This is a genomic window from Hyphomonas sp. FCG-A18, assembly GCF_045287255.1.
GTDB lineage: Bacteria > Pseudomonadota > Alphaproteobacteria > Caulobacterales > Hyphomonadaceae > Henriciella.
In genome coordinates this window covers 1,520,772-1,547,051 of the sequence record NZ_CP137142.1, presented here as the reverse complement: position 1 = coordinate 1,547,051, position 26,280 = coordinate 1,520,772, and the positions used below count along the sequence as shown (strand labels likewise).

The following is a 26,280-nucleotide window of genomic DNA, read 5'->3' as shown; positions in this document are numbered from 1 at the left end:
CCTTAAAGAAAAGAAAGTCGGCCCATGCCGCTGAAAGTAGCCATTGTCGGGCGGCCGAATGTCGGCAAGTCCACGCTGTTCAATCGTTTGGTTGGCAAGCAAATCGCTATTGTTGATGACCAGCCGGGCGTTACGCGCGACCGAAAGGAAGCTGATGGGCGTTTGGCTGATCTGCCTCTAAAGCTGATCGATACGGCTGGGTTTGAGGACGTGAATGACGAGTCGCTGGAAGCGCGAATGCGTGCCCAGACTGAGATTGCCATTCGAGAAGCTGAGCTTGCGCTTTTCCTGATTGATGCGCGCGTCGGTGTTACGGCGCTGGATGAGCGGTTTGCGCAAATTCTGCGTAAGGCGGACTTGCCCATCGTTCTTGCTGCCAACAAGGCTGAAGGCGCTGCTGGCGATATTGGTATCAGTGAAGCTTGGGGTCTTGGATTGGGCGAGCCAGTTGGCCTGTCTGGGGCACATGGTGAAGGCCTGTCCGAGCTTTATTCGGCTATTCGCGAAGCCCTTGGAGAAGAGGCTTTCCTCAAAGCGCTTGAGGAGGACACAGAGGAAGACAAAGACACCTTCAATGAAGGGCTGCTGGATCGTCTAGAAGGCCTCGACATTGATGATCCACACCTGACCGAGGAGAAGCTTGAGGCAGTGCTCGAAGCCGCTGGCGCGGATGAAGCGACGGAAGCTGAAGCGATCGAAGCGGCAAAGTCGGACGCCAAGGTCAAGCCGATCCGGTTGGCCATTGTTGGTCGCCCGAATGCTGGCAAGTCGACCCTGATCAATCAGCTTGTCGGTGAGGACCGCATGCTAACTGGCCCGGAAGCCGGGATTACGCGGGACTCTGTGACACTGAGTTGGGAATGGGAGGGTCGTGAGGTTCGCCTGGTTGATACAGCCGGCTTGCGCCGCAAAGCCCGTGTGAATGATCGGCTGGAGAAAATGTCGACGGGTGAAACCGTGCGCTCCTTGAAATATGCTGATGTCGTCGCGCTGGTCATGGAGCCGGAAGAAGCCTTCGAGAAGCAGGACTTGCAGATTGCTGATCTGGCCCTGCGTGAAGGCCGCGCCGTCGTTTTTGTGGTTTCCAAATGGGATATCATCACCAATCACGGCATGGCGATGAAAGAGCTGGAGCGACGCTTGAAAGAGCATCTGCCACAGGCGAAAGGGGCGCCTTTGGTGACTCTATCGGGCCTGACGGGGAAGCGCGTTGAGCGGCTGATGCCAGCGGTTGTCAAAACCTATGATGACTGGTGCGCGCGGGTGAAAACGGGCGACTTGAACCGCTGGCTGCGATACATGATTGAACGTAACCCACCGCCAAGTGTGCAGGGCAAGCGGATCAAACCGCGCTATATGGCTCAGATTAAAGCGCGTCCGCCGACATTCGTGCTCATGGCCTCGCGCGGCAATCAAATGCCAGAACAGTACAAGCGTTATCTGGTCAATGGATTACGCGAAGCGTTTGACCTTGCGGGTGTCCCGATCCGCCTGATCGTACGGCAAGGGGCGAACCCTTACGCGACTAAAGCGCGGCGTAAGCATTAGATTGCAACGTGTAGGGTTTTATCCTCCTACACTGCCTGTTTAGTTCCTTTAAACGGGGTATCCGAACCTGCCTTTATCGTTAGGTTTCACCATATCAGGCGCATGCGACATATACTGGACATCGCAAGCTGCATCCGGCACGATTTCTAAAAAAACATTTAGGAGTGCGGGCAATCACAGAACGAATTTATGAGCCGATGACCAAAGCTGAGGTTATCGCAGCCCAGCGCGAGTGGGCTAAATATGTTACCGAACCCAATGTTGATAAGCTTCTTGAGCTCTATGACTTTGGAACAGCGGATGAGCCGCTTTTGTTTAAACCGACATTGGCCGACGTGATTCGGTTAGACCGGGCAGGGGCGCGATCTTACTTCGTCGGCGATGACCCGGACTATCCCCACGATTTTGGGTTTCTCAATCGCGGTTGGACGCATGTTGAGTTCCAGAGCGCCGTTGGGCCGATTCTGAAGGCTGGTGGCCTCGGTTATAAGGATATGGGCCACTACACGTTCATTGATGGTGATGGGAATGCGACTCGTGCGGACTACACGTTTGCCTATCACAAATTGGATGGGCGGGTTCTGATCTCCCTGCACCATTCCTCGCTAACCTGGTTTCCACCGGTCAGCGACTAAATACAATTATAGACCAGATCGTGTGCGTCAGGCCATTAAAGCCTTGGCGCGTATGGTTTGGCCTGTCCGTATTTCGCTGGCATTAACCAGCGGTACAAGATGAGAGGCGACCGCTTCTGCGGTTGGTAGTGTCATTGGGTCTTCACCGGGAAAGGCATCCGCGCGCATTGTGGTTCGCGTGCCGCCCGGATCAAAGATATTGACGCGAAGGGGCATCTGCTCGTTTTCCTGTGCCCAGGCTTGGACCATGGCTTCAAGGCCCGCTTTGGATGCCTGATATGGCCCCCAGAAGGCTTGAGGGTTGGTTGCAACGCTTGAGGTCACAAACACAGCGCGTGGGCTCTCAGACCGACGTAGAAGCGGGTCAATTGCACGGATGAGCCGCCAATTGGCATTGAGGTTTACATCGATGGTCTCGTTGAATTGACGCTCACCGCCAGCTTGCAGTGGGCCGAGACTGCCGAGAATCGCAGCATTTGCGATCAGGCCATCAATGCGACCAAACTTGCTGGCAATCGCCTGGCCCATAGGCTCGAAGGCGGCTGAGTCTTTCAGGTCGAAGGGGATTAGCGTCATGCTGCCGCCAAGCGCTTTGGCTTCATCATCCAGCTTTTCGAGCGCTGCCTTGGAGCGCGCCAGCGCGATGACATGGTGGCCAGCTTTGACCAAGGCGAGAGCGGCGGCGCGGCCAATGCCTCGCGAGGCGCCCGTAATAAGAATGATACGCTTATCCATGGCGGCGGCGTAGCGCGCCGATGAGGGCTAGTCCAGCAGGGAAAGCTGCTTCTCTTTGCCACTCTCATTCTGTTCGTGGTCAATCAGCCGCGTTGGATATTGGCCAGTGAAGCAATGGTCGGCAAATTGTGGGTACTCTGGGTCATATTCGATGCCGATTGCGCGATAGAGACCCGGGACAGACAGGAAGCCAAGGCTTTCCACTTTCAGATATTCGCGCATTTCTTCGAGGGAGTTATTCGCGGCCAGCAACTCGGAACGGTCGGCCATATCAATGCCATAGAAATCCTGATGCGTAATTGGGGGGCTGGCTGAGCGAAAGTGAATTTCCTTGGCCCCGGCATCGCGGACCATCTGAACGATCTTGCGGGATGTGTTGCCGCGTACGATGGAATCATCGACGAGCAGCACCCGCTTACCTTCCAGAACCGCGCGGTTCGGAGAGTGTTTGCGTGATACCGCTTTTTGGCGTCCGCTTTGCGTTGGTTGAATAAAGGTCCGTCCGACATAGTGGCTACGGATAATGCCAAGCTGGAACGGCGCGCCGGAATGCTCCGAGAAGCCAATCGCTGCGGGTACGCCGGAATCGGGTACAGGCACAACAACATCGACTTCCGCAGGATGCTCACGCGCAAGCTGATGGCCCATGCGGCGGCGAACCTCATACACGGAACGGCCCTGCACGATGCTGTCCGGTCGCGCGAAGTAGACGTACTCAAATAAGCAGGGGCGAACAGGTTGAGTCGGGAAAGGCGAATAGCTTTTCAGCCCATCCGAAGCGATGATGACGACTTCGCCTGGTTCAATCTCGCGGATCACTTCTGCGCCCATCAGGTCAAGCGCACAGGTTTCAGAGGCTAGAACATAGCCTTCGCCGCGTTTCCCAAGGATGAGTGGGCGCAGACCCGAGGGATCCCGTGCGCCGATCAGCTTCTTATTGGTCAGACAGACGAGGGCAAAACCCCCCTCAATCTGGCGGATGGCATCGAGGAAACGGTCAGCCACGGTTTCCTGATCGCTGCGCGCGAGCAGGTGCAGGATAACCTCTGTGTCCATGGTGGATTGGAAGATCGCGCCGCGGCTGACAAGTTTGCGGCGCAACGCACGCGAATTGGTCAGGTTGCCATTATGGGCAACCGCAAAGCCGCCTGAGTCGAGGTCGGCATAAATTGGTTGGATATTACGAAGCGCGGGTTTTCCCTGCGTAGAATATCGATTGTGACCAATACTGTTGCGGCCGGGCAGACGATCAGAGAAGTCACCCTGAAAGTTTTCGCCGACCAGACCCATGTGACGTTCATTATGGAAGCGCTCACCATCATAGGTGGTGATCCCGCAAGCTTCCTGTCCGCGGTGCTGGAGGGCATGCAGGCCGAGAGCGGCAAGAAGGGAGGCTTCTTCATTATTGAAAACGCCGACAATGCCACATTCCTCGCGGGGCTTGTCGTCATCGTGGTCAAAGATCATCCGACTAAACCCTCTCTGGTCTGTATGGGGGCGGATTATTCTGCGTCAGGTTCCACGTCAAGGGAGAGCGTGTCACTATTGCGCTCAGCGAACTCTGGTATGTTATCCTTGATATAGTCCACGCCGGCCTCAATCAAAGGGTAAGTCTGAGCTTCACTTATGAATTCCGGGATCTGGTCCTTATCCATGGCCAGGTCGAGCAGGAAACCAAAGAAGACCAGAATGACGGCACCACGGAGTAAACCAAAGGCTGCGCCAGCCAGACGATCAATCAGCGTGATGCCATCAGCACCCTGCAGGTTTTTCGAGAGGCTCGCCCCAAACCACGCAACGACAATATAAATTAGGATAAACGCCCCAACTACGAGAATCGCGTCTGGAACCCAAGGCGGAGACCCCTCTGGCATCAGGTTGCTTAGAGGCTGGTGGAAGATTTCACGCGTATAGTAAGCCGCGGCAAGGGCAGCCATGAACGCGCCCAAGGTCGCCAGCTCCCGCATGAAGCCACGCGCTAAAGCCATCAGGACAGAGACGATGACAATCACAATCGCGATTCCATCGAACGGTGTCAGGGCTTCCATCATTGGACAAGATCCGCCGCAAGTAACTCTACAAGATCAGATAGGCGCTTGAGGGGGGTAATCGTCAAGCCTTCGATGGCTGTTGGGCTGCCTTCTGGGACGAAAGCTTGCTCAAAACCAAGTCTTTCGGCTTCTTTTAGCCGCTGTTCCATGCGGGCAACAGGACGAATAGCGCCCGATAGGGCGACCTCGCCAAAAAATATCGCTTTGCTTGGCCCGGGTGTATTGGCCGCCGAAGTGAGGAGGGCTGCTGCGGCGGCGAGGTCGCCAGCAGGTTCTGACATTTTGTAGCCTCCCGCGACAGAGAGATAGACATCACGCCCACCCAGTCCAATGCCGCACCGTGCTTCTAGGACAGCGAGCAGCATGGCGAGGCGATTGCTGTCCCAGCCAACAATTGAGCGTCGCGGGGTGCCATAGGCGCTCGGCGCAACGAGGGCCTGTACCTCGGCGAGGACCGGGCGCGAACCTTCCATCGCCGCAAACACAGCTGCGCCACCAGTCTCATCCTGCTCGCTGGACAAGAATAGGGCTGACGGCTCACGCGCAGGCGCAAGGCCATATTGATGCATCTCAAAGATGCCGATCTCGTCAGTCGGACCAAAACGGTTTTTGACCGCGCGCAGGATACGGAATTGGTGGCCACGCTCGCCTTCAAAGTAAAAGACAGTGTCGACCATATGTTCGACGACGCGCGGGCCAGCGATTTGCCCTTCTTTGGTGACATGGCCGACCAGGATCAGCGCGGCGCCAGATTTCTTGGCCCAGCGGGTGAGTTCCTGGCCGCAGGCCCGGACCTGACTGACCGAACCGGGCGCGGCCTCCAGACTGTCTGACCACATGGTCTGGATCGAATCGATGACGACGAAATCCGGCTTGGCTTTTTTCAGGGCCGAGAGAACTTTGCGCAGGTCGGTTTCAGTTGCGAGATCAACCGGGCTGTCGGCGACTTTCAGGCGGCGGGCCCGCTCCTGTATCTGCGCGGTGGCTTCCTCGCCTGAGACATAAACAGACTTCAATCCATTACGGGCAAGACGGGCGGCAACTTGCAAGAGCAGGGTCGACTTGCCGATCCCCGGATCACCGCCAATCAGGGTCGCAGAAGAAGGGACAATGCCGCCACCGAAAACGCGGTCGAGCTCATCAACGCCCATAACAATACGGGCCGGTGGCTCGGTTTCGCCATTCAGGGCCGTGAAATCGAGATTGCTGGAGGTCTTGGCATTCCCCTTGGGGGCTTTCAGGCCGCCGGGAGGACCGCTGGCGGCTTCTTCTGTCAGCGTGTTCCATTCCCCACAGGCATCACAACGCCCGCTCCACTTCTTGTGGACGGCCCCGCAGGACTGACAAACGAAGACAGATTTAGCCATGGCTCATCGTTAGGGCGCGTTGCAAGGCTGAGCAACTGAATATGGCTTAAGATGAGAAGACATTCGTTGAGTGTTTTGTACCGCCGTGCAGCGGATGCTTACAAAACGAGGTTTCACCTTACTAAAAATACTCGGTAGAACCCAGTCATGATGACTGGGGCTACCTGTCCGGGATTTTGTGAAACTCGACATCGCGTCCTAGCTCAGTCTCGAGTTCGAGTGTGCGGTTAGGAGTATTATTGTGCTGTGTCCCTAACCAAAAAGCTGCAACACCAACGAGTATAATCGCAATTCCTACATAGACCGCTTTGGGGGGCGCTGAAGGGAATATATTCTTCTTAGTTGCCCATGTCTGGACTGCTTGATCAACGGTAACGGTCTCTACAACCTTAGTGAGCCGATAGCCAATTCTTGGAACGGTCTCGATAAGCTCAGTGTCGCCCAGTAGTTTTCTTAGTCGCGAAACTGCTTGAGTTAACGCCTCATCCGAACCTTCATTATCCCACACAATCTCAAGGAACTCGTCTCGAGTGATAACTGTCGAGCCGCGTTGGATGAAAAGCGCCAGCACTCCACACAATCGAGGTTCCAGTCGAGATAGCTTGCCATTCGTCTCAATCGTACCTGTAGAAAGATCGCATACAGCATCACCAATTGCGACGCGGCGGGGCGAGGTAGATTTGGGGGAATCTGGGTTGGGCATGTGTTTCGAACACGTTTTGGTCAGGCTTCGTATCGGTCGCGAGACCATAGATACTGACCTAAACAATGATTGGTAGGAGTATCATGAAAACTATTTCCAAATCGACCAGATTGAAACCGCTTTTGCTCGCCTGCATGCTTATTTTTTCCTCATGTGCTGCTGATGCAGATGAAGTTGATCGCGCTACTGAAGCGTTTGAGATACAGAGTGCGGAAGGATTTACAGGCTTTGTCGTTATCGTTCGAGAAGGGCAGGCTATCTTTTCGCGAGGGAGCGGAATCGCTGATATCCAAAGCGGCGCACCGTTCACTGAATTCACTCAGTTTGATATCGCGTCGGTAACCAAGACAATCACTGGGCTCCTCGTTGCTGAGGAGATTGCACAAGGACGCTTGAAGCCAGATACACAGCTCAATGCGTTTTTCGATGTTGCGGACACACCTCTTGCTGCGATCACAATCGAGCAATTGTTGACGCATACTGCCGGTCTAGTTGACGTTGTGGGGGAAGATGCAGAGGCTATTGATCTGCGTGACGTTGTCCAGCGTGCGGCGCAAACGCCACTACTTTATGAGCCCGGAGAAAAGTATCGATATTCCAATCTGGGCTATTCTCTTCTGGCTGCAGTGCTGGAGCAGCATTCGGGAATGTCTTATGAGGCATTTGCGATGCGTCGTTTGGCACGTGTGAATGCAGTCTCGACTGGATATACCAATGTGTTCGACTCTACAAACTCGGTCACTCTGGCTGATGGCCGCAACATAGGTGAGGTTTCTTGGGGTGGCCAGTATCCGGGCGGTAACCTAATCGGAAACGGGGGTATGGTTTCAACGCCAAGTGACATGGTTCGGTGGCTTTCAGCCTATAGTGAAGGCAGACTTGTTTCCGCAAAAGCCCGCGATCTTGCCCGCACGCCTTATGTAGACGAAACGGGGGAGGGAATATCTTACTATGGTTATGGTCTGGTCATCGAGGAAGATGACGCGCTCGGCACGATTTACTGGCACAATGGCGGCAGCCGCCATTTCAACGCGCACTGGCGCGAGTTCGCCGACAAGGGGGTGATTATCATCGCTTTGTCCGACCAACCCCCACCCCAAGCGGACAGAATGGTGTTAGCCCTACAAGGAGCCATGTTTGAAGACTAAGCAGCGCTATACGAGAGCCAAAGAAAAAGGCCGCCCCAAACGGAGCGGCCTTGTCTCAATCCTAGAACAGGGTCTGCTTACGCGTCGTCGCCCTCAGGGGCTGTGTCGAGTTCTGCAGCAGCTTCAGCCATTTCAGCAGCTTGCTCTTCAGAAGCAGCTTGCTGTTCAGCCTGCATGGTTTCGATGATGTTCTCACCAGCGGCCTGACGCTCGGCTTCATCTTCAGAGCGGGCAACGTTGACGGTGATGTCAACGCGAACTTCCGCGTGCAGACGGATACCAACTTCGTGGATGCCGAGGGTCTTGATCGGTGCGTTCAGGCGAACCTGCTCACGCTTGATCTTGTGACCGTTCTCACCAGCAGCTTCAACGATGTCGCGGGCGCTGACGGAACCGTACAGGACGCCTGTTGCACCGGAAGAGCGGATCAGCACGAATTGTGCGCCGTCCAGGGACTCACCAGCAGATGAGGCTGCGTCGCGCGCTTCAGCGTTACGCTTTTCAAGTACTTCGCGCTCAGCTTCAAAGCGCATACGGTTGGCTTTATTGGCCATAAGTGCTTTGCCTTGCGGCAGCAGGTAGTTACGGGCAAAGCCGTTCTTGACGCTGACTTCGTCGCCAAGGCCGCCAAGGTTTTCAACGCGTTCGAGGAGAATAACTTGCATGGGTCTGTCTCCTCTATTTCACGGTGAATGGAAGCAGGGCAAGCATACGGGCGCGTTTGATGGCGCGGGCAAGCTTACGCTGGTTCTTGAAGTTCACAGCGGTGATCCGGGAAGGAACAATCTTGCCCTTCTCAGAGATGTAGCGCTGCAGGAGTTTAACATCTTTGTAGTCAATCGCCGGGGCTTTCGCGCCGGAAAACGGATCAACCTTGCGGCGACGACCGAATGAACGGCGAGCCGGGATGTTTGTGATGTTCATGCCAGAGGTGTTTCTGGAAGCCATAATCGTATTCCTTTCCTCTAGTCGCGGCGTGAGCCACGGTCCTTACGACCCATCATGGCAGACGGGCCTTCTTCAAGCTCATCAACTTTGACGGTCATGTAGCGCATGATGTCATCAGAGATGCGGTGGGCGCGTTCCAACTCGTGGATTGCGTCTGCCGGGCCATCAATGTTGAGCAGGGAATAGTGACCCTTGCGCTGCTTGTTGATTGGATATGACAGGTTGCGCAGGCCCCAATATTCAGTTTTGGCAACTTTTGCGCCCTGCTTGTCGAGGAAGGCTGTCAGCTCTTCCACCAGTGTCTCCACTTGTGCCGGAGAGATATCCGGACGTGCAATGAAGACGTGTTCGTATAGTGACATGTCTCTTTTCCCAAGTTCTGATGCGCGGCGCTGGAGCGGCGGGAAACCGGTCCGGCGATGGCCCCTCGCTCACTGGCTCATTCCAGCTATGAGGACCGCACATCTTGCGAAGCGCGTCGTAAAGCGCAAAACAGGGACAGAATCAAGTCGCTTGCACCAGTTGGAGCAGCGCTATAAGCGGGCGCTTTCAAGTTCAGGAGCCGCATATGACCAAGTTTGCGTTCATCTTTCCCGGTCAGGGCAGTCAATTCATCGGTATGGGCAAGGATCTTGCCGAGGCTTTTCCAGCCGCCAAAGCCGTCTTTCAAGAGGTTGATGAGGCGTTGGGTCAGGACCTGTCCGGCCTGATGTGGGCTGGTTCTGAAGATGAGCTGAAACTGACTTCAAACACCCAGCCAGCTTTAATGGCTGTGAGCGTCGCTGCGATGCGCGCATTGGAAGAAGCTCACGGCATTGGCGCTGATCGTGCGGCCTTTATTGCGGGTCATTCACTTGGGGAATATTCAGCGCTGGCATCAGCACGGTCAATCTCGGTTGGCGACTGTGCCCGTGTTCTGCGCATTCGCGGTAATGCGATGCAGGCCGCTGTCCCCGCCGGGGAAGGGGCTATGGCGGCGCTACTGGGCGCGAGCCCTGAGCAGGCCGCAGCGCTATGTGAGGCGGGTGCGCCAGAAGGTGTTTGCGAGATGGCAAATGACAACGCGCCGGGCCAGATCGTGATTTCCGGCAGCAAGCCCGCGGTTGAACTTGCCATTTCCGGAGCGAAAGAAGCTGGCGTGAAGAAAGCTGTTTTGCTTCCGGTAAGTGCGCCATTCCATTGTTCGCTGATGCAGCCTGCTGCTGATGCGATGGCAGAGGCCCTTTCGGGTATTGAGATTTCAGCGCCATCCGCGCCATTGGTTGCCAATGTCACAGCGACGGCGGGTACTGATGCTGACGCAATCCGTAAGCAACTGGTTGAGCAAGTGACAGGGCAGGTCCGCTGGACGGAGTCTGTTCAGTACATGGCGGGTGAGGGTGTCGAGCTGATGATTGAAGCAGGCGCTGGCAAAGTTCTGAGTGTTATGAATCGGCGCACGGTTAAAGGCCTTGAAGGGCTGACCATGGGCACGCCGGAAGAGATTCACGCCGTGGCGGAACGCCTGAACGGCTAAAGGAGAAAAAGATGTTTGATCTGACAGGAAAAACAGCGCTGGTGACCGGCGCAACGGGCGGGATTGGCCAAGCGATTGCACGATCCCTGCACGCGCAGGGCGCAACAGTCGCGCTTTCTGGCCGCAATACTGGCAAGCTTGAAGCGCTCGCCGGAGAGTTGGGTGATCGGACTGCAATTGTCCCCGGTGACCTCTCCAATCCAGACGAGGCAGACACGCTGGTCGGAAAGGCTTCTGAGCAGATCGGAACGATCAATATTCTCGTCGCAAATGCTGGCGTGACCCGTGATAGGCTGCTGATGCAGATGAAAGATGATGACTGGGCCGATATTTTGCGGGTCAATCTAGAAAGCTATTTCCGCCTAACACGCAGCGCCGTTCGCCCAATGATGAAGGCCCGCCATGGCCGGATTATCGGGATTACCTCAATTGTGGGCGTGACCGGAAACCCGGGCCAGTCAAACTATTGCGCTTCTAAAGCGGGCATGATCGGTTTTACAAAATCACTTGCTCAGGAAGTTGGTAGCCGCGGCATCACCGCGAATACAATCGCACCGGGTTTCATCGAATCACCGATGACGGATGTCCTGCCGGATGCGCAAAAAGAAGCGCTGCTGGGCCAGATTCCAGCCGGGAAGTTGGGGCAGGGCAGCGACATTGCCGCGGCGGCGGTTTACCTGTCTTCGGATGAAGCTGCATACGTCACGGGGCAGACGCTACATGTGAATGGCGGCATGGCGATGATCTAAATCGCTGTAATTGCTGCAGCGCAAACAAACTCTAAGGGCTTGGCGTTGTCACAAAGTGTGTGCTAACCGCAACACATGGTCCCTTAGAGACCTATCTTTCAGGCAGTATCAGAGAGGTATCCATGTCTGACGTTCTTGAGCGTGTTAAAAAAATTGTTGTCGAGAATCTCGACGTTGATGGTGACAAGGTTGTTGAAAGCGCAAGCTTCATTGATGACCTGGGCGCTGACTCTCTCGACCTGGTCGAGCTGGTTATGGCCTTTGAAGAAGAGTTCAATATCGAAATCCCGGACGACGTGCAGGAAAACATCCGCACCGTTGGTGATGCGGTATCCCACATCAAGGCCCACGTTTCTTAAGAGGGGCTGCCATGCGTCGCGTTGTCATCACGGGTATTGGAATCATTTCGCCTCTCGCGGCTAATCGCGAGGCGACATGGGAAAGACTGATTGCTGGAGAATCTGGCGCCGGACCGATCGATGTGTTCGATCCGTCTGATGTTGCCAGCAAGATTGCTTTCCAGGTGCCCTATAAGGATGGCCGCGGCGGTGGATCGGCGGATGACGAGCATGCGTTTGACCCTGATACGGTCGCAAGTGCCAAAGAACGCCGCCGAATTGACGAGTTTATTCTCTACGCCATTGGCGCAGCAGAAGAAGCCGTTCAGGATTCTGGCTGGGTCGCTGAAACTGATGAACAAAAAGAGCGCACGGGCGTTCTGATTGGCTCTGGTATTGGTGGCCTGCAGTCGATTTACGACTCAGCCATCAATCTGCATGAGAACGGGCCGCGTAAGGTGAGCCCTTTCTTCATTCCATCTGCTCTGATCAACCTCGCTTCTGGGCAAGTTTCGATCAAGCATGGCTTTAAAGGCCCGAACCATTCGGTCGTAACCGCTTGTGCCACAGGCGCGCACGCGATTGGCGATTCGGCGCGCCTTATTCAGTATGGCGACGCGGACGTAATGGTTGCCGGTGGATCTGAGGCTGTGATCTGTAAGCTGGCCATTGCCGGTTTCTGTTCAGCCAAGGCCATGTCTACAAATTTCAATGATGAGCCGAAAAAGGCGTCGCGTCCTTATGACAAGGATCGGGACGGGTTTGTCATGGGCGAGGGCGCAGCCGTCCTCATTCTTGAAGAATACGAGCACGCCAAAGCGCGGGGCGCTAAGATTTACGCCGAAGTGGCAGGTTATGGCCTGACCGGCGATGCTTATCACATCACTGCACCTGCTGAGGGCTCAGAAGGCGGTTATCGTGCCATGAAAATGGCAACCGACCATGCCAAACGAAATCTCGGTCTGGACCTCGACCAAATCGATTATGTCAACGCCCACGGCACTTCGACTCCAAAAGGAGACGAAGGTGAAGTTGGCGCGGTTGAGCGCCTGTTTGGCGATCACTCCAAGGCGCTGTCGCTTTCCTCAACCAAGTCGGCTGTTGGTCACTTGCTGGGCGGGGCTGGCGCGATTGAGACAGCGTTCTGCGCACTCGCGATTCGCGATCAGATCATGCCACCAACGCTGAACCTCGATAATCCGAGCGTTGAAACCGATATTGATCTGATCCCGCACAAGGCCAAGAAAGCCCCCGTTCGTGCTGCAATTTCGAACTCTTTCGGATTCGGCGGAACAAATGCTTCATTGGTTCTTAAGCGCGTCGATTAAGACTATAGGGGCGTTAAGGGGAAACAGCCGGAGGATAACGGGTGCGGTTCCTGAAAAGCCTGATTGCGTTCATTTTTGTGCTGACGGTTCTGGCCACGGCGGCAGGGCTAGGTGGCTGGATCTGGTTTAACGATCAGGTTTCACGGCCTGGACCTCTGATGGTGCCAACCGAGTTCACAGTGGATCGCGGTGAGGGGCTGGCGAGTGTCGCTGCTAAGCTCGAAGCCGAAGGCATCATCAAACGTCGCCAGCTTTTGCAACTCAAAGCACGCATTGATGAAACAGAAACTGCGATCAAGGCGGGGACTTATGCGATTCCTGCCGGGGTCAGCATTGTCTCGCTTCTTGATCAATTGGTGGAGGGCGAGGTCATTCAGCTCCGCCTGACCATTCCGGAAGGGCTGACGACAGCGCAAATTCTGCGCCGCGTTGAAGCAGCTGACGTCTTGAGCGGTGATATGCCTGAACGGGAGATTGGCGAGGGTGTCTTGCTGCCGGATACGTATGTCTTCGGAACAGGAACCACGCGGGAGCAGTTCATCAGCCGTATGGAAACCGCGCAGGACCGCTTGCTTGAGCGTTTATGGGAGGAGCGTCAGGAGGGTTTGCCCCTGCAAACACCCTATGAGGCCGTGACACTGGCTTCAGTCGTTGAGAAGGAAACCGGAATTGATGGCGAGCGGGGGAAAGTTGCCGGACTTTTTGTCGGGCGTCTCAAGAAGGGCATGCGCTTGGAAAGCGATCCGACGATCATTTATGGCGTGAGCCAGGGCGAACCGCTCTACAACCGACAGGGGCAGCGCCGGACGCTCTATCGCTCTGAAATTGATCGTAAAACAGACTGGAACACCTATCAGATTGACGGTCTTCCGAAGACACCGATTTGTAATCCAGGACGAGATGCGATTGAAGCGGTTTTGAACCCGCCAGACACCGACTATGTCTTCTTTGTTGCGGATGGAAAAGGGGGACACCTCTTTGCCAAGACCTATGAAGAGCATCAGAGAAACGTTGCAAAATATAGAGAATTTGAGCGCCAGGAGATTGCGCGCGAACGGGGGAATTGATGGCCACTGTATCAAGTATGACTGGCTTTGCCCGGACTGGTGGGCAGGCCAGTTTCGGCACATTTACGCTTGAGGCGAAGAGTGTAAACGGCAAGGGCATGGACATTCGTCTGAACCTGCCACGCGAGTTTCAGGGGCTAGAAACACGTATAAAATCAAGGCTCTCACAGCGTTTTTCGCGCGGTAGTTTTCAGGTCAGCCTGAAATATGAGCGGTCTCAAGGGGCGGTTGGCGTGCACATCAATCCTGATGCACTTAAGGCTCTGATTGATGCTTATGAGCAGGCCGATGGTCAGCTTGCCACCGGGACCGCGCTGGCGACATTGATGACCGCCAAAGGCGTTCTGGAGGATACGGCGGGAGACTTAGAGGTCACCAAAAGTGATGAAGAGATCATCCTTGCGGCGATAGACGTGGTTTTTCAGGCTCTCGACGAAGCCCGGCGGGAAGAGGGTGAGAAACTCGGAAGTCTGCTGAGTGCTCAAGTCAGCGAGATCGCCAATTTTGTAGCCCAGGCCCGAACCTTCGCTGATGACCAGATTGCGCAGGTCAGGAAGCGGTTTGAAGGCAAGCTTGCTGAGTTTGATGTTGAAGGCCGCGTGGATGCAGAGCGATTGGCCGCAGAAGTGGCGGTCCTGCTAACCAAAGCCGATGTAACCGAGGAACTTGATCGCCTGGATGCCCATGTTGTCAGCGCGCGAGCCATGCTTGAGGCCGAGAACGCCATTGGCCGCAAACTCGGCTTTCTGGCGCAGGAATTTCACCGCGAGGCAAACACGCTTTGCGCAAAGTCTGCGAGCCTTGAATTGACGAATTGCGGACTCGCCCTCAAAAGCGTGATTGATCAGTTCAAGGAGCAAAGCGCTAATGTCGAATGATGCTGCCGAAGATCCCCGCCGTGGCCTGATGCTGGTGATTTCCAGTCCATCTGGCGCTGGAAAGACGACGCTAGCTCGCAAACTGATGGCCGAGTTTGAGGATGTGGTGCTTTCCGTCAGTGCGACGACGCGTAGTCCACGCCCGAATGAAACGGATGGTGTAGACTATCACTTCCGCTCCGAAACAGAGTTTCGCCAGATGATTGCCAAGCGCGAATTCCTGGAATGGGCGAAAGTGTTTGACCGCTATTACGGAACACCGCGTGCGGACACGGTCGCTGAGCTGGAAGCGGGTCGTGATGTCCTCTTTGATGTCGACTGGCAGGGGGCGGATGCCCTGCATGACCAGATGCCGAATGATTGTGTCTCTGTCTTTGTCTTGCCGCCAAGCATTGAGGCGCTGGAAGCACGCCTAAGAGCCCGTCCGGGGTCTGATGATGAGATGGTCGCCCGGCGTATGCGCGATGCTAAGGCCGAAATCCTGCATTGGCGCCGTTATGACTATTGTATCGTCAATGACGATCTGGAAATCGCCTATGAAAAGCTGCGCCGTATTCTCTTGGTTGAACGGACCAAGCGCCTGCGGGAGCATGGTCTAGAGGATCATGTGCGTCGCCTGCTCGGTGAGGTTTAAGGGTTTACCAAACATCCGCTCTGAAGAAAGCGGACCCTGAAAGGGCTTTCCCAAAGGTTACCGCAGTCGGCTCAGATTTAAGGCTGGGTTTGAGAGCGCTGTTACCATCCGAATGTATAGTCACCCCTTAGAGTCATAGGGGCTTAGGCTATGGTATTGGGATTGTGGAAGAATAAACGCGGCACCACGGCGGTCATATTTGCGCTCGTGCTTTTGCCGATTGTTCTGGTCATGGGCATGGCGATCGACATGCAACGCTCCGTCAATTTCAAGAAGAAGATGGAGCTGGCCCTTGATACTGCAACGCTGGCGGCCAGTAACCTGCGGACCAATGACGATGTTGATACGCTCGTTGATAGTATGGTGCGTGCGCACCTCAATGAGCTAGGGGTGCCAAGTGAAGATATCTCGATCAGGATAGACCGCACGATTACGTACAACTCTCGTCGTGTCGAAGCCATTGTACAAGTGAAGTACCCATTGATCCTGATGTCGAGCAGGGGGGAGCGTCATATCGATCTGGAAGTGCGCTCGGTCGCTGAGCAGGCAATTTCCAATATCGAGATTGCCATGGTGCTTGACGTGTCTTCATCGATGCGTGGCAACCGTATCGCGAACCTGAAAGCCGCATCTCTTCAGTTCATCGATTCTGTGCTGACAGACACAACAATTGATACAACGTCGGTCAATGTCGTGCCGTTTGGGGGCACAGTGAATATTGGTGATCTGTTCGACCATTTTGCTGTGCTGCCGGGGCATCCCTCTACCATTGAGAACCCGAACACGTCTCAGTACAATATCGGTCAAGCTGTTGAGGATCAGGCTTTCCGTTTTTCCAATGGCGACAAATGTCTGGAAGCGCGCAAGGAAGACTATGATACTGATCGCATTCCACCCAATAGCCGTGCACAGGTGCCGCACTTCTGGAGATGGTGGAACTTCCACCCTTGGTGTCCGGGGGAAGACAGTTCTGTCCTCCTGAATTCCAACAAGCCTGATGTGCTGAAAACGCGTCTGGATAATATGGTGCTGTCAGACGGGACGGGCATGGATGTCGGGGCAATGTGGGGTCTGAAGGTCCTGTCCCCCGATTTCAGAGGCATTGTCGGTGGGGACTATGCTGACCGGCCACTTGATTTCGATGCTGAGGATTCCCGCAAGATCATGATTATCATGACTGACGGGGAAATTACCGCCCAGAACCGTCCAAAAGATGTCACGCGCCTGAACGTACACACGAACCGGAATAGCAATCGCGTACCGAACCAGAACTCGTATAGCAATCAGGGCAACAGTAAGAATATGCAGACGGTGCTCTCAAAGGGTGGCTCTTCGGATACGTCCAGCCATGACTCCGCGATTGGCCGTTTCTTGCAGATTTGCGAAACTGCGAAGCAGAACAATATCTCGATCTACACGATCGGATTTCAGATCAAGAAAGGCTCGATCGCGGACAAGAATTTGAAGGTCTGTGCGTCATCGGAAAGCCAGTACTATCATGTCGAAAGCCTGGATATTTCCGAAGCTTTTGAAGACATTGCTGCGCGCATCACAGAGCTGAGAATCACGCAATAGGCATCAGCGTGCAGCGCTGAGATATGCAAGTGTGATGCTAATCCGAAAGCTTCCGCGCAATATAATAGCCATAGCTGACAAAGTCCGCATAGCGCTCGTACAGGCTGATCTCGGCCTGTTCCGCAGAGATGATGGCTTGCGCGGCTTCTGAATGATTGTGCATTTTCAAGAGCGTCTCGAACTGCATCTGCATCGGACGATAGTAATTGTCGAGCCAGCAGGTTCTTCCCAAAGGAAAGTAGCCCTCCAGACTATAGCCATGGGCTTCGAGTTGGGCGATCTTTTCGGAGGCCATACCGACTTCCGGGTATTCCTGCTGCCAGTGCTGCTCAAGCTCTGCAGGACGCTCAGCCGTCAGCCAGGTTAACTCTGAAACCGCGAGAATGCCGCCGGGTTTCAGGAATTTACGCCAGCTTTGAATGCCTGCTTCGAATCCGATATTATAGATCGCACCTTCTGACCAAATCGCATCAAGTGAGGCTGGTGCAAAAGGCAAATCCTCCATTGAGGCGGCCATAGGGGTGATTTGGTCAGCCACGCCCACAAGGCTTGCGCGCTGTTTCAATTCCTCGAGAAAAGCCGGCAAAAAGTCTATGGCTGTGATCTCCGCATCGAGCGCCTTGGCCAAGGTGATTGTGGAAGCACCGGTACCGCAGCCAATGTCTGCAATCTTGAGATTTTTCTGCCCAGACAGGCCAGACAAGGTGATCGCCAGACGGGTTTCATCATCGCCGCCAGGGCCTTGGCGATGGGACGGTTTATGTAGATCGAGCAGAAGATCAAAGTCAGACATGTGTGTCCCCATAGAAATTGTGGGGTGCCTACTGGATATGAGCAGCGGCGTCCATCCACGTCTTTTGCCACATGGACAAGTTCGTGAACTCATGATCAAAGCGGCGCATCTATGATGAGTGCGTCCTGAACGCTGAAATGATGAGGGTCTGACACAATGGCAAAAGGTCTGGTTACGGTCTTTGGCGGCTCTGGCTTTATCGGGCGGTATGCTGCACGGACCTTGGTTGAGGCCGGGTATCGCGTTCGCATCGCTGTGCGTCGCCCGCATCTGGCCGGAGATGTTCGTTTGGCCGGATCTCCGGGCTGGGTCGACATTGTGCAGGCAAATGTCCGTCACAAGGCTTCTGTCGCTGCTGCTGTTGAAGGCGCTGATGCGGTCGTAAACCTCGTTGGCATCCTTTATGAGAAGGGCAAGCAGAGCTTTGAAGGCGCGCAGCGGGATGGTGCGATCCATATCGCCGAGGCCTGTAAGGAAGCCGGGATTACGCGCCTTGTGCATGTCTCCGCCATTGGTGCTGATCCTGAAGCCAAGGCTGATTACGCTGAAACCAAGGGCGAAGCAGAAGCTGCTATACGCGAGCTGATCCCTGAAACCGTGATCCTGCGTCCATCCATCGTGTTTGGCCCGGAAGATGACTTCTTCAACCGCTTTGCGGCGATGGCGAGCCATCCTATGACGAATGTGTTGCCATTCCTGCCTGCAATTGGCGGAGGTAAAACCAAACTTCAGCCTGTTTATGCGGGCGATGTTGCAGAGGCGATTGCCAATGCTGTGACCCGCGAGGATGTCGACGGGAAAACCTATGAGCTTGGTGGCCCGCGAACTTACACATTTATTGAGCTGTATGACTTCATTGGCAAAACGATTGACCGCAAACGCTATGCGATGCCGCTACCCTTCATGGTCGCGAAGCCGATGGGCATGACCCTTGGTGCGATTTGGCGTTATGTCTGGCCACTGTCGACAGGTATTCTGGGCGCTCCACCGATTACAGGCAATCAGGTCGAAATGCTGAAAACAGACAATGTGGTTGGCGAAGGCGCGCTGACCCTCGCGGACCTTGGCATTGATGGCGCTGAAAGCATTGAGGCGATTGTCCCGTCCTACCTCTGGCGCTTCCGGCCTTATGGGCAGTACCACCAGGAAACCGAAAGCGCTTAAGGCCCTTCGTTATTCTGGCTTAAGCCGGAATTCGTATGGGTAGATAACACCCGTACGTTGCACGGCTGTGCCGTCGACTAATTTCGGCTCAAAGCGCAAGTTTTGAGTTGCTGCACGAGTCGATTCCACGAAGCTTGGATCATTACATGTCACCTCGATTGGTGTTTCGACAAAGCCGCGCGTGTCTACATCAAATTTAGCATCACATTTTGCAACAAACCCATTTGTCAGCATGTCTTGCGTAATGGTGGGCAGATCAGCGGGCCATGATGGGACCGGTGGTGCAATAGGCTGTGCGTCGCGATCAGCAACGCTCGGTGTTGCTGTGAGGACAAACACAGCCACAGTGCCAGCGATGGCTGTTCCTAAAGTTCCAGTGGTTTTGATCGGATTGCGGATGAGGGTCATGGAAAGCTCCTGTGCGACCTGTTTCACTTTCATCCGGCGGGAGCGTTTCAGATAAACATCGATGAAGGTGCGGATTGCGTGGCTTGCCGTAATTCCTTCTTCCTCGCACGCTTTCATGAAGGCCTGCTTCTTGGAGTACGGAATGCGTACTTCAATCATTTCAGACTTTTTCTCTTTGCGTGATTTGCTCATAAATGTCCTCCCGTCGGATACCCGATAAGGATGCCGATCAGGAGGATATGAAAACCGAAAGCCCGTTCATACGCCAGAGAAATTGTGTCCGGACAGGCTTTTCGGGCGCGTCACTCTTCCGTTGGTTTGCCGATTTGAATGTCGACATCAACTTCGCCATCCAGGTCAAGGTCTGCGTCTTCCATGGCCTCAGCGATCAGAGTGTCGAGTTCTTCCTCGGAAAGCTCCTGATCACCTTTCAGGCGGATGCTGACGCGCTTCTCTACAGAGTGTTCGGAGCTGGAAGAGACATCTCCATCACTGAACTCAAGCACTTTCACGCGCTTCTTGGTGACATTGTGGCCTTCATCATTGGTTTCGGTCGAGCTCTTCTCGATGACAATGCGATTGCCTGCGGCTTCCAACTCTTCACGGCTTACGCTGCCTGAGCCATCTGTATCGAGTTTGGCAATGATGTCGGCATCCTCACCGGGCAAAATTTCACCCTCGGTGATGAAGCCGTCTTTGTTCTTATCAAGCTTGTCAAAAGCGGAAGGGGTGGCAGCGGAAGGCATGGCCGTGAAGGCAAACAGGCCGAGCGCAGCGGCGCTGGCGGTCATGGCGGTTTTAATACGGTGGCGCAGAAGGGTCATGGTCAATTCCTGAACAGGGGTTGTTTGCTCTGCGGCCTGTGCCTCTTCGATATAGCTGGCGATGTAACGACGGAGCGCCTGAGAGGCGGTTTCGCCCTGGGCGCGAGTGGCGGACATGAAAGCCTGCTTCTGTTCATGAGGCAGGCGAATATCCAGGGTCTCGCTTTTCTTTTCGCGTCGTTTCATCGTGACCTAATCAAAGTTGCAGGGCCGACAGCCCCAATCTGTTTCAGGTGATGACTGGATTAAAAGCGCGAACGTGCCAAGACGCCACTGAAAAAGTGTCAAGACACGCGATTTAGAGTGATTTTCGTGCGCGTTTTCGAACGGGATTACTCGTCAAAGTCGCCCCGAGGCTGGCGATCCAGATTGCCAAAGCGGGTAATGTTGGCGTCGAAGGCGAGGACGACTTTGCCGATCGGGCCGTGGCGTTGTTTGCCGAGAATCACCTCGGCGGTGCCATAGACATCATCCATGCGCTGGCGCCAGGCCGTCCATTTATCGCTAGAGGCTGGGTCATTTGGATCAGCCTGCGGTTCTGTCCGCTCCAGATAATAGGACTCCCGATAGACGAACATAACGACATCGGCGTCTTGTTCGATCGAACCGGATTCACGCAGGTCCGAGAGCTGCGGGCGTTTGTCATCGCGCTGCTCGACGGCGCGGGAAAGCTGGGACAAGCCAATCACCGGGACGGATAGTTCCTTAGCGAGGGCTTTCAGGGTTGTCGTGATCTGTGTGACTTCCTGCACGCGGTTGACGTCGGACTTGCCGGATGTCCCCGATAGCAGCTGGATATAGTCAATAATGATGAGGTCAATGCCGACCGAGCGTTGCAAACGCCGCGCGCGGGCGGCAAGTTGGCTGACTGAAATGCCACCCTGATCATCGATATAGAGGGGTAGGTTTTGTAGCTCCTCAGTCGCATCGCGGAGCTTCTCAAAGTCATATTTGTCGAGGTCACCTTGACGGATTTTGTGGGCGTTGATGCCGGTCCGTTCAGCTAAAATACGGGTGGCAAGTTGCTCAGACGACATTTCCAGAGAGAAGAAGGCGACCTTGCCGCCTGCAATAGTTTTCGTAGACCCGTCTTCGAGCTTCTCACCGCGATAATCAGCAGCGACATTATAGGCGATATTGGTGACGAGGGAGGTTTTTCCCATGGAGGGCCGCCCCGCTAGGATGATCAGGTCAGAGCTGTGTAAGCCGCCCATCTTGTGATCGAGATCATCAAGCCGCGTAGCGATCCCGGCAATCTTACCATCTCGCTTGAAGGCCGCCTCGGCCATTTGAAGCGACTCGGTCAGCGCTTCACCAAAGGTGGAAAAGCCACGCCCGGTTGAGCCGCGCTCAGCCAAGGCAAACAGTTCGCGCTCGGCCAGCTCAACCTGTTGTGAGCCATCGGTTTCACGGTCGGGGACCATAGCGCGCGATTGTACGCCGGCACCGATATTGATCAGCTCCCGCCGCATCGCAAGATCGCGGATGATACGAGCGTAATCCTGCACCTCCGGTCCGAAGGCGGCGCTATCAAGCAGCTCAGCGAGATATTGCGCGCCACCAATATTAGTCAGGCGCTCATCCTTCTCAAACTGCTCGCGCAGGGTGACACCATCGGCGACACGGCCATTCTGGATCAGCAATTGGCAGGCGGCGTAGATTTCCTCATGTGCCGGGGCGTAGAAATCACTCGGACGCAGGATATCGGCGACGCGCTGGAAGGCATTATTGTCGTAAAGGATAGAGCCGATCACCGCGGCCTCTGCGGAGAGGTTGTGCGGCAGGTCCGGGCGATCTGCATTATCGGACTGGGCAGGCATAGGCACGATATCGGTCATCTTGTCAGTTAACCACGATACGGCTTTGACCGGGAGAGGGGGAAGGCGGCAACCCCTGCCTCGTTAAGAGGATTTAGACAGGCCTATCCACAGCTAGGATTTCTGTGCGCGCCATGTTCTCCAATCCTCAGCCGTATCTATGTCGATCAGTGTCGGCAGCATCGCGACGCGGCTTCGCCTTGGCAGGTTTGACCAGACATCACCCATGGCGTGTTCGGTTGACCAGCGGGCCTTATGGAAAGGGGTGGGTGTGCGCGCGGTCTTGTTCAGGCCAAATAGCCAGAACCCGCCATCGCTGGCCGGGCCAAACACGGCATCATGGTTTTGCAGGGCTTTGATCGCGCAGCGGAGAAGGGCCGGGGAAATATCGGGAGTATCGGCACCAATGAATAGGACCGGGCCGGGCGGACTCTCGTTCAGGCCTTTGGTGAGCCGGGCTGTCAGGTCGCCATAGCCCTGAGAGTAGCGCTCAAGGCCCGCAGGCCAGAGACCCCCAAGAGATTCGCTCAAGGCGCTGTCCGGCGCGGTGTAGAGGCGCGGTGTCCATGGACCAGATGTAACGGCGCGCATCGTTCTGGCGAGGGTCATGAACGCGATACGTCTTGCCTCTACGGCTGACCCCAAGCTTTTCGCCAGACGGGTTTTGGCAAGCCCCATGCGCGGTGGCTTGGCATAGATCAGGATATGGGCGCGGCTCATGTGTAGTGCTTTGCCAGCTTTTCCGGGCTGGCCCCAAGTAAATAGCGCGTGATCAGAGATGCGTTATGCCAGCTACGCTTACGCCAGCCATCACGCTCATATTTTGAAGCATCAGTGCGGGCTTCTGCAGAGAGGATAGAGAGGCGCTTTTTGCCAATCGCGCGGACAAGCTCGACATCTTCCATCAGGGGGACATCCGGAAATCCGCCGACCTGATCATAGAGCGTACGGGAGACAAGCAAGCCTTGATCACCATAGGGTAGGCCGAGCACGCGCGAACGCCAATTGGCCCGCCGGGCAACTGTTTTAGCCATTGGATGATCACTGCGAAAGGCGAGGGTAAAGGCTGCGGCCTTGTTCGGGCGTTCGGTGATATGGGCGCTGGTTCGCTCAACCCATTCCGGGGAAAGGGTCGTATCGGCATGCAGGAACAGAAGCCAATCCCCACGCGCGTGGTCGGCGCCGTGGCGAAGCTGCGCTGATCGACCTTTCTCTGGAGCGATCAGAATATTTGCGCCCGTGCTCTCGGCGATCTTTGTGGTGTGGTCGTCACTGCCCCCATCGACGAGGATGACTTCCCGGATCAGCCCACCCTCAAGGCCCGGCATCAGACTGGCCAGACAGTCAGGCAGATTGGCCTGCGCATTATAAGCCGGAATGATAATCGAAATGGGGGCGGGCACTTAGAGGTCTATTCCCATTTCAGCCAGTCGCGACTGTACCAACAACAAATCCCGCCAAGCGCGGCTTTTATCCTGTGGACGGCGGAGCAGATAGGCCGGGTGGAACATCGGGAAGATGGGCACTCTTGTGCCTGCAGGTGTCTCGAAAGGACGTTCAGACCCGCGTAGGCGCATAATCCCGGTTTTGGTGTCGAGCAGAGATTTCGCCGCCACACCGCCCGCAACGATAATCACTTTCGGCTGGGCAAGGTCGATCATCCGATTGACGAAGGGGCGACAGACCGCGAGCTCTTCAGCTTCCGGATTGCGATTGCCCGGTGGGCGCCAGTAATTCACATTGCTGATGAAAGTGTTGGTCTTGCGATCGAGATTGATCGCGGTCAGCATTTTGTCGAGCAATTGCCCGGCTTTACCAACAAAGGGTAACCCGATGCGGTCTTCCTGGCCACCCGGGCCTTCACCGAGGACCATGACGGGCGCATCCAGTGTGCCATCATAGACAACCGTCTTGTTGCTGAGTTTTTTTAGGTCGCACCCCTCATAGGATTCGATCGCCGCTTTCAGGCTTGGAAGATCATTTGCGGCTGCGGCAAGCGATTCGGCTTCCATGATCCAGTCATGTAGCGATTTTGACTTATTGCGACGCCGTGGGGCGGGAGCTACGTCACCAGACTGAGCCTGTGCAGCTTCAGGTTTTGCTGGCGTTTGCTGCGGTGTGGTTTGGGCTGACAGCGCCCGTAATTCAGTGTGATCAATGTCCACACCCATCTCTTCCCACCATTCGGTGAGCGCCTGTAACGCAACGGAAGGAGCATTTTGGGGCATTGTGACCTTGTAAACTTGCGCTAAACCCAATTCGAACCAGTTACAGATAGGTATAGGGCAGGCGCAAGGGTGCCGCCACCTTTGGGAGAGAATTGATGAGCGAACGGGAGTCTATGGAATTCGACTTGGTGATTGTTGGGGGCGGACCAGCCGGTCTCTCCGCAGCGATCCGGGCCAAGCAGATGGCGAATGAGGCCGGAGAAGAGCTGGAAGTCGTGGTACTGGAGAAGGGTGGCGAGATTGGCGCGCATATCCTGTCCGGCGTTGTACTTGACCCGAAGGCTATGGACGAGTTGATCCCGGATTGGCGCAGTCGCGATGACATGCCGATCCGCACGGAAGTGAAGGCCGACAAGTATTTCCTACTCGGTGAGCATGGCTCCATGGGTATGCCAACCTTTGCCTTCCCACCCTTCATGCACAATCATGGCTGTTTTGCTGGATCACTCGCCAATGTCACACGCTGGCTGGGTGAGCGGGCCGAAGAGCTGGGCGTTCAGGTGTTTCCGGGCTTTGCCGCGTCTGAAGTGCTGTATGGGGATAATGGTGAAGTTCGCGGTGTTGTTGCTGGCGTCATGGGCATTGCCGAGGATGGCAGCCATAAGCCGGACTATGAGCCGGGCATGGAACTGCTCGGCAAGTATACTTTCTTTGCCGAAGGCGCACGTGGTTCCCTGACCAAAGAGGTCAAGGCGAAGTTCGATCTGGAAGCCAATTGCGACCCACAGAAATACGGCATTGGCCTGAAAGAAGTCTGGAAAGTACCGGCTGACCATCCTGAGTTCAGTGCTGGTTATGTTCAGCATACCTTTGGCTGGCCGGTAAAAGACAAGGACGGCAATGGCGGGGGCTTCCTCTATCACTTCAGTGAAGGCGGCGAGAATTATGTCTCTGTCGGCTATGTGGTTCACCTGAACTATAAGAACCCATGGCTCTCCCCGTATGATGAGTTCCAGCGCTATAAGCACCATGATGAGATCGCGAAATTCCTGCGTGGCGGGAAGCGTGAAGCCTATGGCGCGCGTGCGATTACCTCTGGCGGCGTTCAATCAGTTCCGAAGCTCGCTTTTGATGGCGGCGCGCTGATTGGCTGTTCTGCAGGCTTTGTGAACCTGCCACGGATTAAGGGCACCCATAATGCCATGAAGACGGGCATGATGGCGGCAGAGGCTGCGGTCGAAGCGATCCGTGAGGGCCGCTCTGGCGATGCGCTTGAGGCCTATGAAGAGGCTTATGAGAAGAGCTGGGTGAAGAAAGACCTGTCTCTGGTGCGCAATGTGAAGCCGATGATGGGCAAGATTGGAACGCTGGCCGGGGCGGTTGTCACCATGCCAGATATGTGGCTGCGTTACCTGACAGGCGGCGCGGTTGGTATTATGACAACGCAACGGCACAAGAAAGCTGATCACGAATACCTCAAGCCTGCGGCTCAGTGCAAAAAGATTGAGTATCCGAAGCCCGATGGTGTCTTGTCTTTCGATAAGCTGACCAATGTGTCTTTTACCAACACCTATCATGCTGAAGACCAGCCCAAGCACCTCAAGGTTGCTGATCTGGCCCTGCAAAAATCATCTGAGTTGGATGTGTTTGCTGGCCCATCTGCACGGTATTGCCCGGCAGGGGTGTATGAGTGGGTTGAGGAAGAAGGTCAGGAGCCGAAATTCCAGATCAACTCGCAGAACTGCATTCACTGTAAGACGTGCGATATTAAAGACCCGAACCAGAACATTAACTGGGTCACGCCCGAGGGCGCTGGCGGTCCGGCCTATCCGAATACATAAACCAGGATTGGCCCTCAATGGGGGCAAACTGAGTAAGATAAGCCC

The 26,280-nt window shown here is 55.2% G+C and carries 28 protein-coding genes; 13 read left to right on the top strand and 15 right to left on the bottom strand.

Annotated features, from left to right (window positions below):
• Window positions 1-24: 24 nt before the first annotated feature.
• Together der and RYZ27_RS07585 are read left to right on the top strand one after the other, a co-directional pair.
• The gene (gene der, locus RYZ27_RS07590; RefSeq protein WP_406678891.1) at window positions 25-1,548 is read left to right on the top strand and encodes a ribosome biogenesis GTPase Der; all 1,524 of its coding nucleotides are present in this window, start codon (window positions 25-27) and stop codon (window positions 1,546-1,548) included.
• Between the two features lie 164 nt (window positions 1,549-1,712).
• Window positions 1,713-2,183: a hypothetical protein gene (locus RYZ27_RS07585; RefSeq protein ID WP_406678890.1), complete on the top strand. Its 471-nt coding sequence runs from the start codon at window positions 1,713-1,715 to the stop codon at window positions 2,181-2,183.
• Window positions 2,184-2,210: 27 nt separating this feature from the next.
• On the opposite strand, the gene RYZ27_RS07580 is transcribed toward RYZ27_RS07585, so the two are convergent.
• The 5 genes from RYZ27_RS07580 to RYZ27_RS07560 form a co-directional block, all read right to left on the bottom strand.
• Entirely contained in the window at window positions 2,211-2,918 is a 708-nt protein-coding gene (locus RYZ27_RS07580; RefSeq protein WP_406678889.1) for an SDR family NAD(P)-dependent oxidoreductase, read from the bottom strand.
• 27 nt (window positions 2,919-2,945) lie between these two features.
• Window positions 2,946-4,385: an amidophosphoribosyltransferase gene (gene purF, locus RYZ27_RS07575; protein WP_406678888.1), complete on the bottom strand. Its 1,440-nt coding sequence runs from the start codon at window positions 4,383-4,385 to the stop codon at window positions 2,946-2,948.
• Window positions 4,386-4,420: 35 nt separating this feature from the next.
• Window positions 4,421-4,969 carry a CvpA family protein gene (locus tag RYZ27_RS07570; RefSeq protein WP_406678887.1) on the bottom strand — a complete coding sequence of 183 codons (549 nt, stop codon included), beginning with the start codon at window positions 4,967-4,969 and terminating at the stop codon, window positions 4,421-4,423.
• Complete coding sequence (gene radA, locus RYZ27_RS07565) at window positions 4,966-6,336, bottom strand: DNA repair protein RadA (RefSeq protein WP_406678886.1); 1,371 nt, start codon at window positions 6,334-6,336, stop codon at window positions 4,966-4,968. The genes RYZ27_RS07570 and radA overlap by 4 nt, the downstream gene beginning before the upstream one ends.
• Before the next feature lie 160 nt (window positions 6,337-6,496).
• A complete protein-coding gene (locus RYZ27_RS07560; RefSeq protein ID WP_406678885.1) occupies window positions 6,497-7,039 on the bottom strand; it encodes a transcriptional regulator in 543 nt (180 codons plus the stop codon).
• Window positions 7,040-7,122: 83 nt separating this feature from the next.
• Between RYZ27_RS07560 and RYZ27_RS07555 the strand changes: the two genes are divergently transcribed.
• Window positions 7,123-8,187 (top strand): serine hydrolase domain-containing protein, encoded by a 1,065-nt coding sequence (locus RYZ27_RS07555; RefSeq protein ID WP_406678884.1) that lies wholly within the window; start codon window positions 7,123-7,125, stop codon window positions 8,185-8,187.
• Window positions 8,188-8,264: 77 nt separating this feature from the next.
• Here the strand turns inward: RYZ27_RS07555 and rplI are convergent, their stop codons facing one another.
• From rplI to rpsF, 3 genes are read right to left on the bottom strand one after another with little or no spacing between them, the layout of a single operon-like run.
• A complete protein-coding gene (rplI, locus tag RYZ27_RS07550) occupies window positions 8,265-8,852 on the bottom strand; it encodes a 50S ribosomal protein L9 (protein WP_406678883.1) in 588 nt (195 codons plus the stop codon).
• Between the two features lie 13 nt (window positions 8,853-8,865).
• Window positions 8,866-9,111: a 30S ribosomal protein S18 gene (gene rpsR / locus RYZ27_RS07545; protein WP_406678882.1), complete on the bottom strand. Its 246-nt coding sequence runs from the start codon at window positions 9,109-9,111 to the stop codon at window positions 8,866-8,868.
• Between the two features lie 41 nt (window positions 9,112-9,152).
• On the bottom strand, window positions 9,153-9,497 hold the full coding sequence (gene rpsF, locus RYZ27_RS07540) for a 30S ribosomal protein S6 (RefSeq protein WP_406678881.1): 345 nt from the start codon (window positions 9,495-9,497) through the stop codon (window positions 9,153-9,155).
• Between the two features lie 206 nt (window positions 9,498-9,703).
• On the opposite strand from rpsF, the gene fabD reads away from it, so the two are divergent.
• From fabD to RYZ27_RS07500, 8 genes are all read left to right on the top strand, one after another.
• A complete protein-coding gene (fabD, locus tag RYZ27_RS07535; RefSeq protein WP_406678880.1) occupies window positions 9,704-10,651 on the top strand; it encodes an ACP S-malonyltransferase in 948 nt (315 codons plus the stop codon).
• 11 nt (window positions 10,652-10,662) lie between these two features.
• The gene (gene fabG / locus RYZ27_RS07530; RefSeq protein ID WP_406678878.1) at window positions 10,663-11,400 is read left to right on the top strand and encodes a 3-oxoacyl-[acyl-carrier-protein] reductase; all 738 of its coding nucleotides are present in this window, start codon (window positions 10,663-10,665) and stop codon (window positions 11,398-11,400) included.
• A 122-nt stretch (window positions 11,401-11,522) separates the two neighbouring features.
• Complete coding sequence (locus tag RYZ27_RS07525) at window positions 11,523-11,759, top strand: acyl carrier protein (protein WP_406678877.1); 237 nt, start codon at window positions 11,523-11,525, stop codon at window positions 11,757-11,759.
• Between the two features lie 11 nt (window positions 11,760-11,770).
• A complete protein-coding gene (gene fabF / locus RYZ27_RS07520) occupies window positions 11,771-13,066 on the top strand; it encodes a beta-ketoacyl-ACP synthase II (protein ID WP_406678876.1) in 1,296 nt (431 codons plus the stop codon).
• Window positions 13,067-13,107: 41 nt separating this feature from the next.
• Entirely contained in the window at window positions 13,108-14,133 is a 1,026-nt protein-coding gene (mltG, locus tag RYZ27_RS07515; protein WP_406678875.1) for an endolytic transglycosylase MltG, read from the top strand.
• Window positions 14,133-15,011, top strand: coding sequence for a YicC/YloC family endoribonuclease (locus RYZ27_RS07510; RefSeq protein WP_406678874.1), 879 nt, complete (start codon window positions 14,133-14,135; stop codon window positions 15,009-15,011). The genes mltG and RYZ27_RS07510 overlap by 1 nt, the downstream gene beginning before the upstream one ends.
• Window positions 15,001-15,645, top strand: coding sequence for a guanylate kinase (gene gmk / locus RYZ27_RS07505; RefSeq protein WP_406678873.1), 645 nt, complete (start codon window positions 15,001-15,003; stop codon window positions 15,643-15,645). Before RYZ27_RS07510 ends, gmk begins: the two co-directional genes overlap by 11 nt.
• Window positions 15,646-15,795: 150 nt before the next feature.
• Window positions 15,796-17,220: a pilus assembly protein TadG-related protein gene (locus RYZ27_RS07500; protein WP_406678872.1), complete on the top strand. Its 1,425-nt coding sequence runs from the start codon at window positions 15,796-15,798 to the stop codon at window positions 17,218-17,220.
• Between the two features lie 37 nt (window positions 17,221-17,257).
• On the opposite strand, the gene RYZ27_RS07495 is transcribed toward RYZ27_RS07500, so the two are convergent.
• Window positions 17,258-18,013, bottom strand: a complete 756-nt coding sequence (locus RYZ27_RS07495; protein ID WP_406678871.1) for a class I SAM-dependent methyltransferase — start codon at window positions 18,011-18,013, stop codon at window positions 17,258-17,260.
• A gap of 156 nt (window positions 18,014-18,169) precedes the next feature.
• Here RYZ27_RS07495 and RYZ27_RS07490 point away from each other — a divergent pair, with 156 nt between their 5' ends.
• Entirely contained in the window at window positions 18,170-19,177 is a 1,008-nt protein-coding gene (locus RYZ27_RS07490; protein WP_406678870.1) for a complex I NDUFA9 subunit family protein, read from the top strand.
• A 9-nt stretch (window positions 19,178-19,186) separates the two neighbouring features.
• Here RYZ27_RS07490 and RYZ27_RS07485 read toward each other — a convergent pair whose 3' ends face one another.
• The 6 genes from RYZ27_RS07485 to RYZ27_RS07460 all read right to left on the bottom strand — a co-directional run bounded on the left by RYZ27_RS07485 (window position 19,187) and on the right by RYZ27_RS07460 (window position 24,454).
• The gene (locus tag RYZ27_RS07485; protein ID WP_406678869.1) at window positions 19,187-19,777 is read right to left on the bottom strand and encodes a hypothetical protein; all 591 of its coding nucleotides are present in this window, start codon (window positions 19,775-19,777) and stop codon (window positions 19,187-19,189) included.
• A 110-nt stretch (window positions 19,778-19,887) separates the two neighbouring features.
• A complete protein-coding gene (locus RYZ27_RS07480; RefSeq protein WP_406678868.1) occupies window positions 19,888-20,526 on the bottom strand; it encodes a hypothetical protein in 639 nt (212 codons plus the stop codon).
• Between the two features lie 215 nt (window positions 20,527-20,741).
• Entirely contained in the window at window positions 20,742-22,247 is a 1,506-nt protein-coding gene (locus RYZ27_RS07475; RefSeq protein ID WP_406678867.1) for a replicative DNA helicase, read from the bottom strand.
• A 93-nt stretch (window positions 22,248-22,340) separates the two neighbouring features.
• Entirely contained in the window at window positions 22,341-22,946 is a 606-nt protein-coding gene (locus RYZ27_RS07470; protein ID WP_406678866.1) for a DUF2064 domain-containing protein, read from the bottom strand.
• Window positions 22,943-23,629 carry a TIGR04283 family arsenosugar biosynthesis glycosyltransferase gene (locus tag RYZ27_RS07465; RefSeq protein WP_406678865.1) on the bottom strand — a complete coding sequence of 229 codons (687 nt, stop codon included), beginning with the start codon at window positions 23,627-23,629 and terminating at the stop codon, window positions 22,943-22,945. Before RYZ27_RS07465 ends, RYZ27_RS07470 begins: the two co-directional genes overlap by 4 nt.
• Complete coding sequence (locus RYZ27_RS07460; protein WP_406678864.1) at window positions 23,630-24,454, bottom strand: uracil-DNA glycosylase family protein; 825 nt, start codon at window positions 24,452-24,454, stop codon at window positions 23,630-23,632.
• A gap of 95 nt (window positions 24,455-24,549) precedes the next feature.
• Here RYZ27_RS07460 and RYZ27_RS07455 point away from each other — a divergent pair, with 95 nt between their 5' ends.
• The gene (locus tag RYZ27_RS07455) at window positions 24,550-26,235 is read left to right on the top strand and encodes an electron transfer flavoprotein-ubiquinone oxidoreductase (RefSeq protein ID WP_406678863.1); all 1,686 of its coding nucleotides are present in this window, start codon (window positions 24,550-24,552) and stop codon (window positions 26,233-26,235) included.
• Window positions 26,236-26,280: the final 45 nt, after the last annotated feature.

Excerpts from the sequence above, each read along its gene's own strand:
- RYZ27_RS07455 (WP_406678863.1), top strand. The coding sequence starts at position 24,550 with ATGAGCGAACGGGAGTCTATGGAATTCGACTTGGTGATTGTTGGGGGC.
- RYZ27_RS07570 (WP_406678887.1), bottom strand. The coding sequence starts at position 4,969 with ATGATGGAAGCCCTGACACCGTTCGATGGAATCGCGATTGTGATTGTC.
- RYZ27_RS07510 (WP_406678874.1), top strand. The coding sequence starts at position 14,133 with ATGGCCACTGTATCAAGTATGACTGGCTTTGCCCGGACTGGTGGGCAG.
- purF (WP_406678888.1), bottom strand. The coding sequence starts at position 4,385 with ATGATCTTTGACCACGATGACGACAAGCCCCGCGAGGAATGTGGCATT.
- RYZ27_RS07470 (WP_406678866.1), bottom strand. The coding sequence starts at position 22,946 with ATGAGCCGCGCCCATATCCTGATCTATGCCAAGCCACCGCGCATGGGG.
- RYZ27_RS07525 (WP_406678877.1), top strand. The coding sequence starts at position 11,523 with ATGTCTGACGTTCTTGAGCGTGTTAAAAAAATTGTTGTCGAGAATCTC.
- RYZ27_RS07500 (WP_406678872.1), top strand. The coding sequence starts at position 15,796 with ATGGTATTGGGATTGTGGAAGAATAAACGCGGCACCACGGCGGTCATA.
- gmk (WP_406678873.1), top strand. The coding sequence starts at position 15,001 with ATGTCGAATGATGCTGCCGAAGATCCCCGCCGTGGCCTGATGCTGGTG.
- RYZ27_RS07555 (WP_406678884.1), top strand. The coding sequence starts at position 7,123 with ATGAAAACTATTTCCAAATCGACCAGATTGAAACCGCTTTTGCTCGCC.
- der (WP_406678891.1), top strand. The coding sequence starts at position 25 with ATGCCGCTGAAAGTAGCCATTGTCGGGCGGCCGAATGTCGGCAAGTCC.
- RYZ27_RS07485 (WP_406678869.1), bottom strand. The coding sequence starts at position 19,777 with ATGAGCAAATCACGCAAAGAGAAAAAGTCTGAAATGATTGAAGTACGC.
- rplI (WP_406678883.1), bottom strand. The coding sequence starts at position 8,852 with ATGCAAGTTATTCTCCTCGAACGCGTTGAAAACCTTGGCGGCCTTGGC.
- RYZ27_RS07580 (WP_406678889.1), bottom strand. The coding sequence starts at position 2,918 with ATGGATAAGCGTATCATTCTTATTACGGGCGCCTCGCGAGGCATTGGC.
- RYZ27_RS07495 (WP_406678871.1), bottom strand. The coding sequence starts at position 18,013 with ATGTCTGACTTTGATCTTCTGCTCGATCTACATAAACCGTCCCATCGC.
- RYZ27_RS07460 (WP_406678864.1), bottom strand. The coding sequence starts at position 24,454 with ATGCCCCAAAATGCTCCTTCCGTTGCGTTACAGGCGCTCACCGAATGG.
- RYZ27_RS07490 (WP_406678870.1), top strand. The coding sequence starts at position 18,170 with ATGGCAAAAGGTCTGGTTACGGTCTTTGGCGGCTCTGGCTTTATCGGG.
- radA (WP_406678886.1), bottom strand. The coding sequence starts at position 6,336 with ATGGCTAAATCTGTCTTCGTTTGTCAGTCCTGCGGGGCCGTCCACAAG.
- RYZ27_RS07480 (WP_406678868.1), bottom strand. The coding sequence starts at position 20,526 with ATGTCCGCCACTCGCGCCCAGGGCGAAACCGCCTCTCAGGCGCTCCGT.
- rpsR (WP_406678882.1), bottom strand. The coding sequence starts at position 9,111 with ATGAACATCACAAACATCCCGGCTCGCCGTTCATTCGGTCGTCGCCGC.
- fabG (WP_406678878.1), top strand. The coding sequence starts at position 10,663 with ATGTTTGATCTGACAGGAAAAACAGCGCTGGTGACCGGCGCAACGGGC.
- RYZ27_RS07475 (WP_406678867.1), bottom strand. The coding sequence starts at position 22,247 with ATGACCGATATCGTGCCTATGCCTGCCCAGTCCGATAATGCAGATCGC.
- fabD (WP_406678880.1), top strand. The coding sequence starts at position 9,704 with ATGACCAAGTTTGCGTTCATCTTTCCCGGTCAGGGCAGTCAATTCATC.
- rpsF (WP_406678881.1), bottom strand. The coding sequence starts at position 9,497 with ATGTCACTATACGAACACGTCTTCATTGCACGTCCGGATATCTCTCCG.
- RYZ27_RS07560 (WP_406678885.1), bottom strand. The coding sequence starts at position 7,039 with ATGCCCAACCCAGATTCCCCCAAATCTACCTCGCCCCGCCGCGTCGCA.
- fabF (WP_406678876.1), top strand. The coding sequence starts at position 11,771 with ATGCGTCGCGTTGTCATCACGGGTATTGGAATCATTTCGCCTCTCGCG.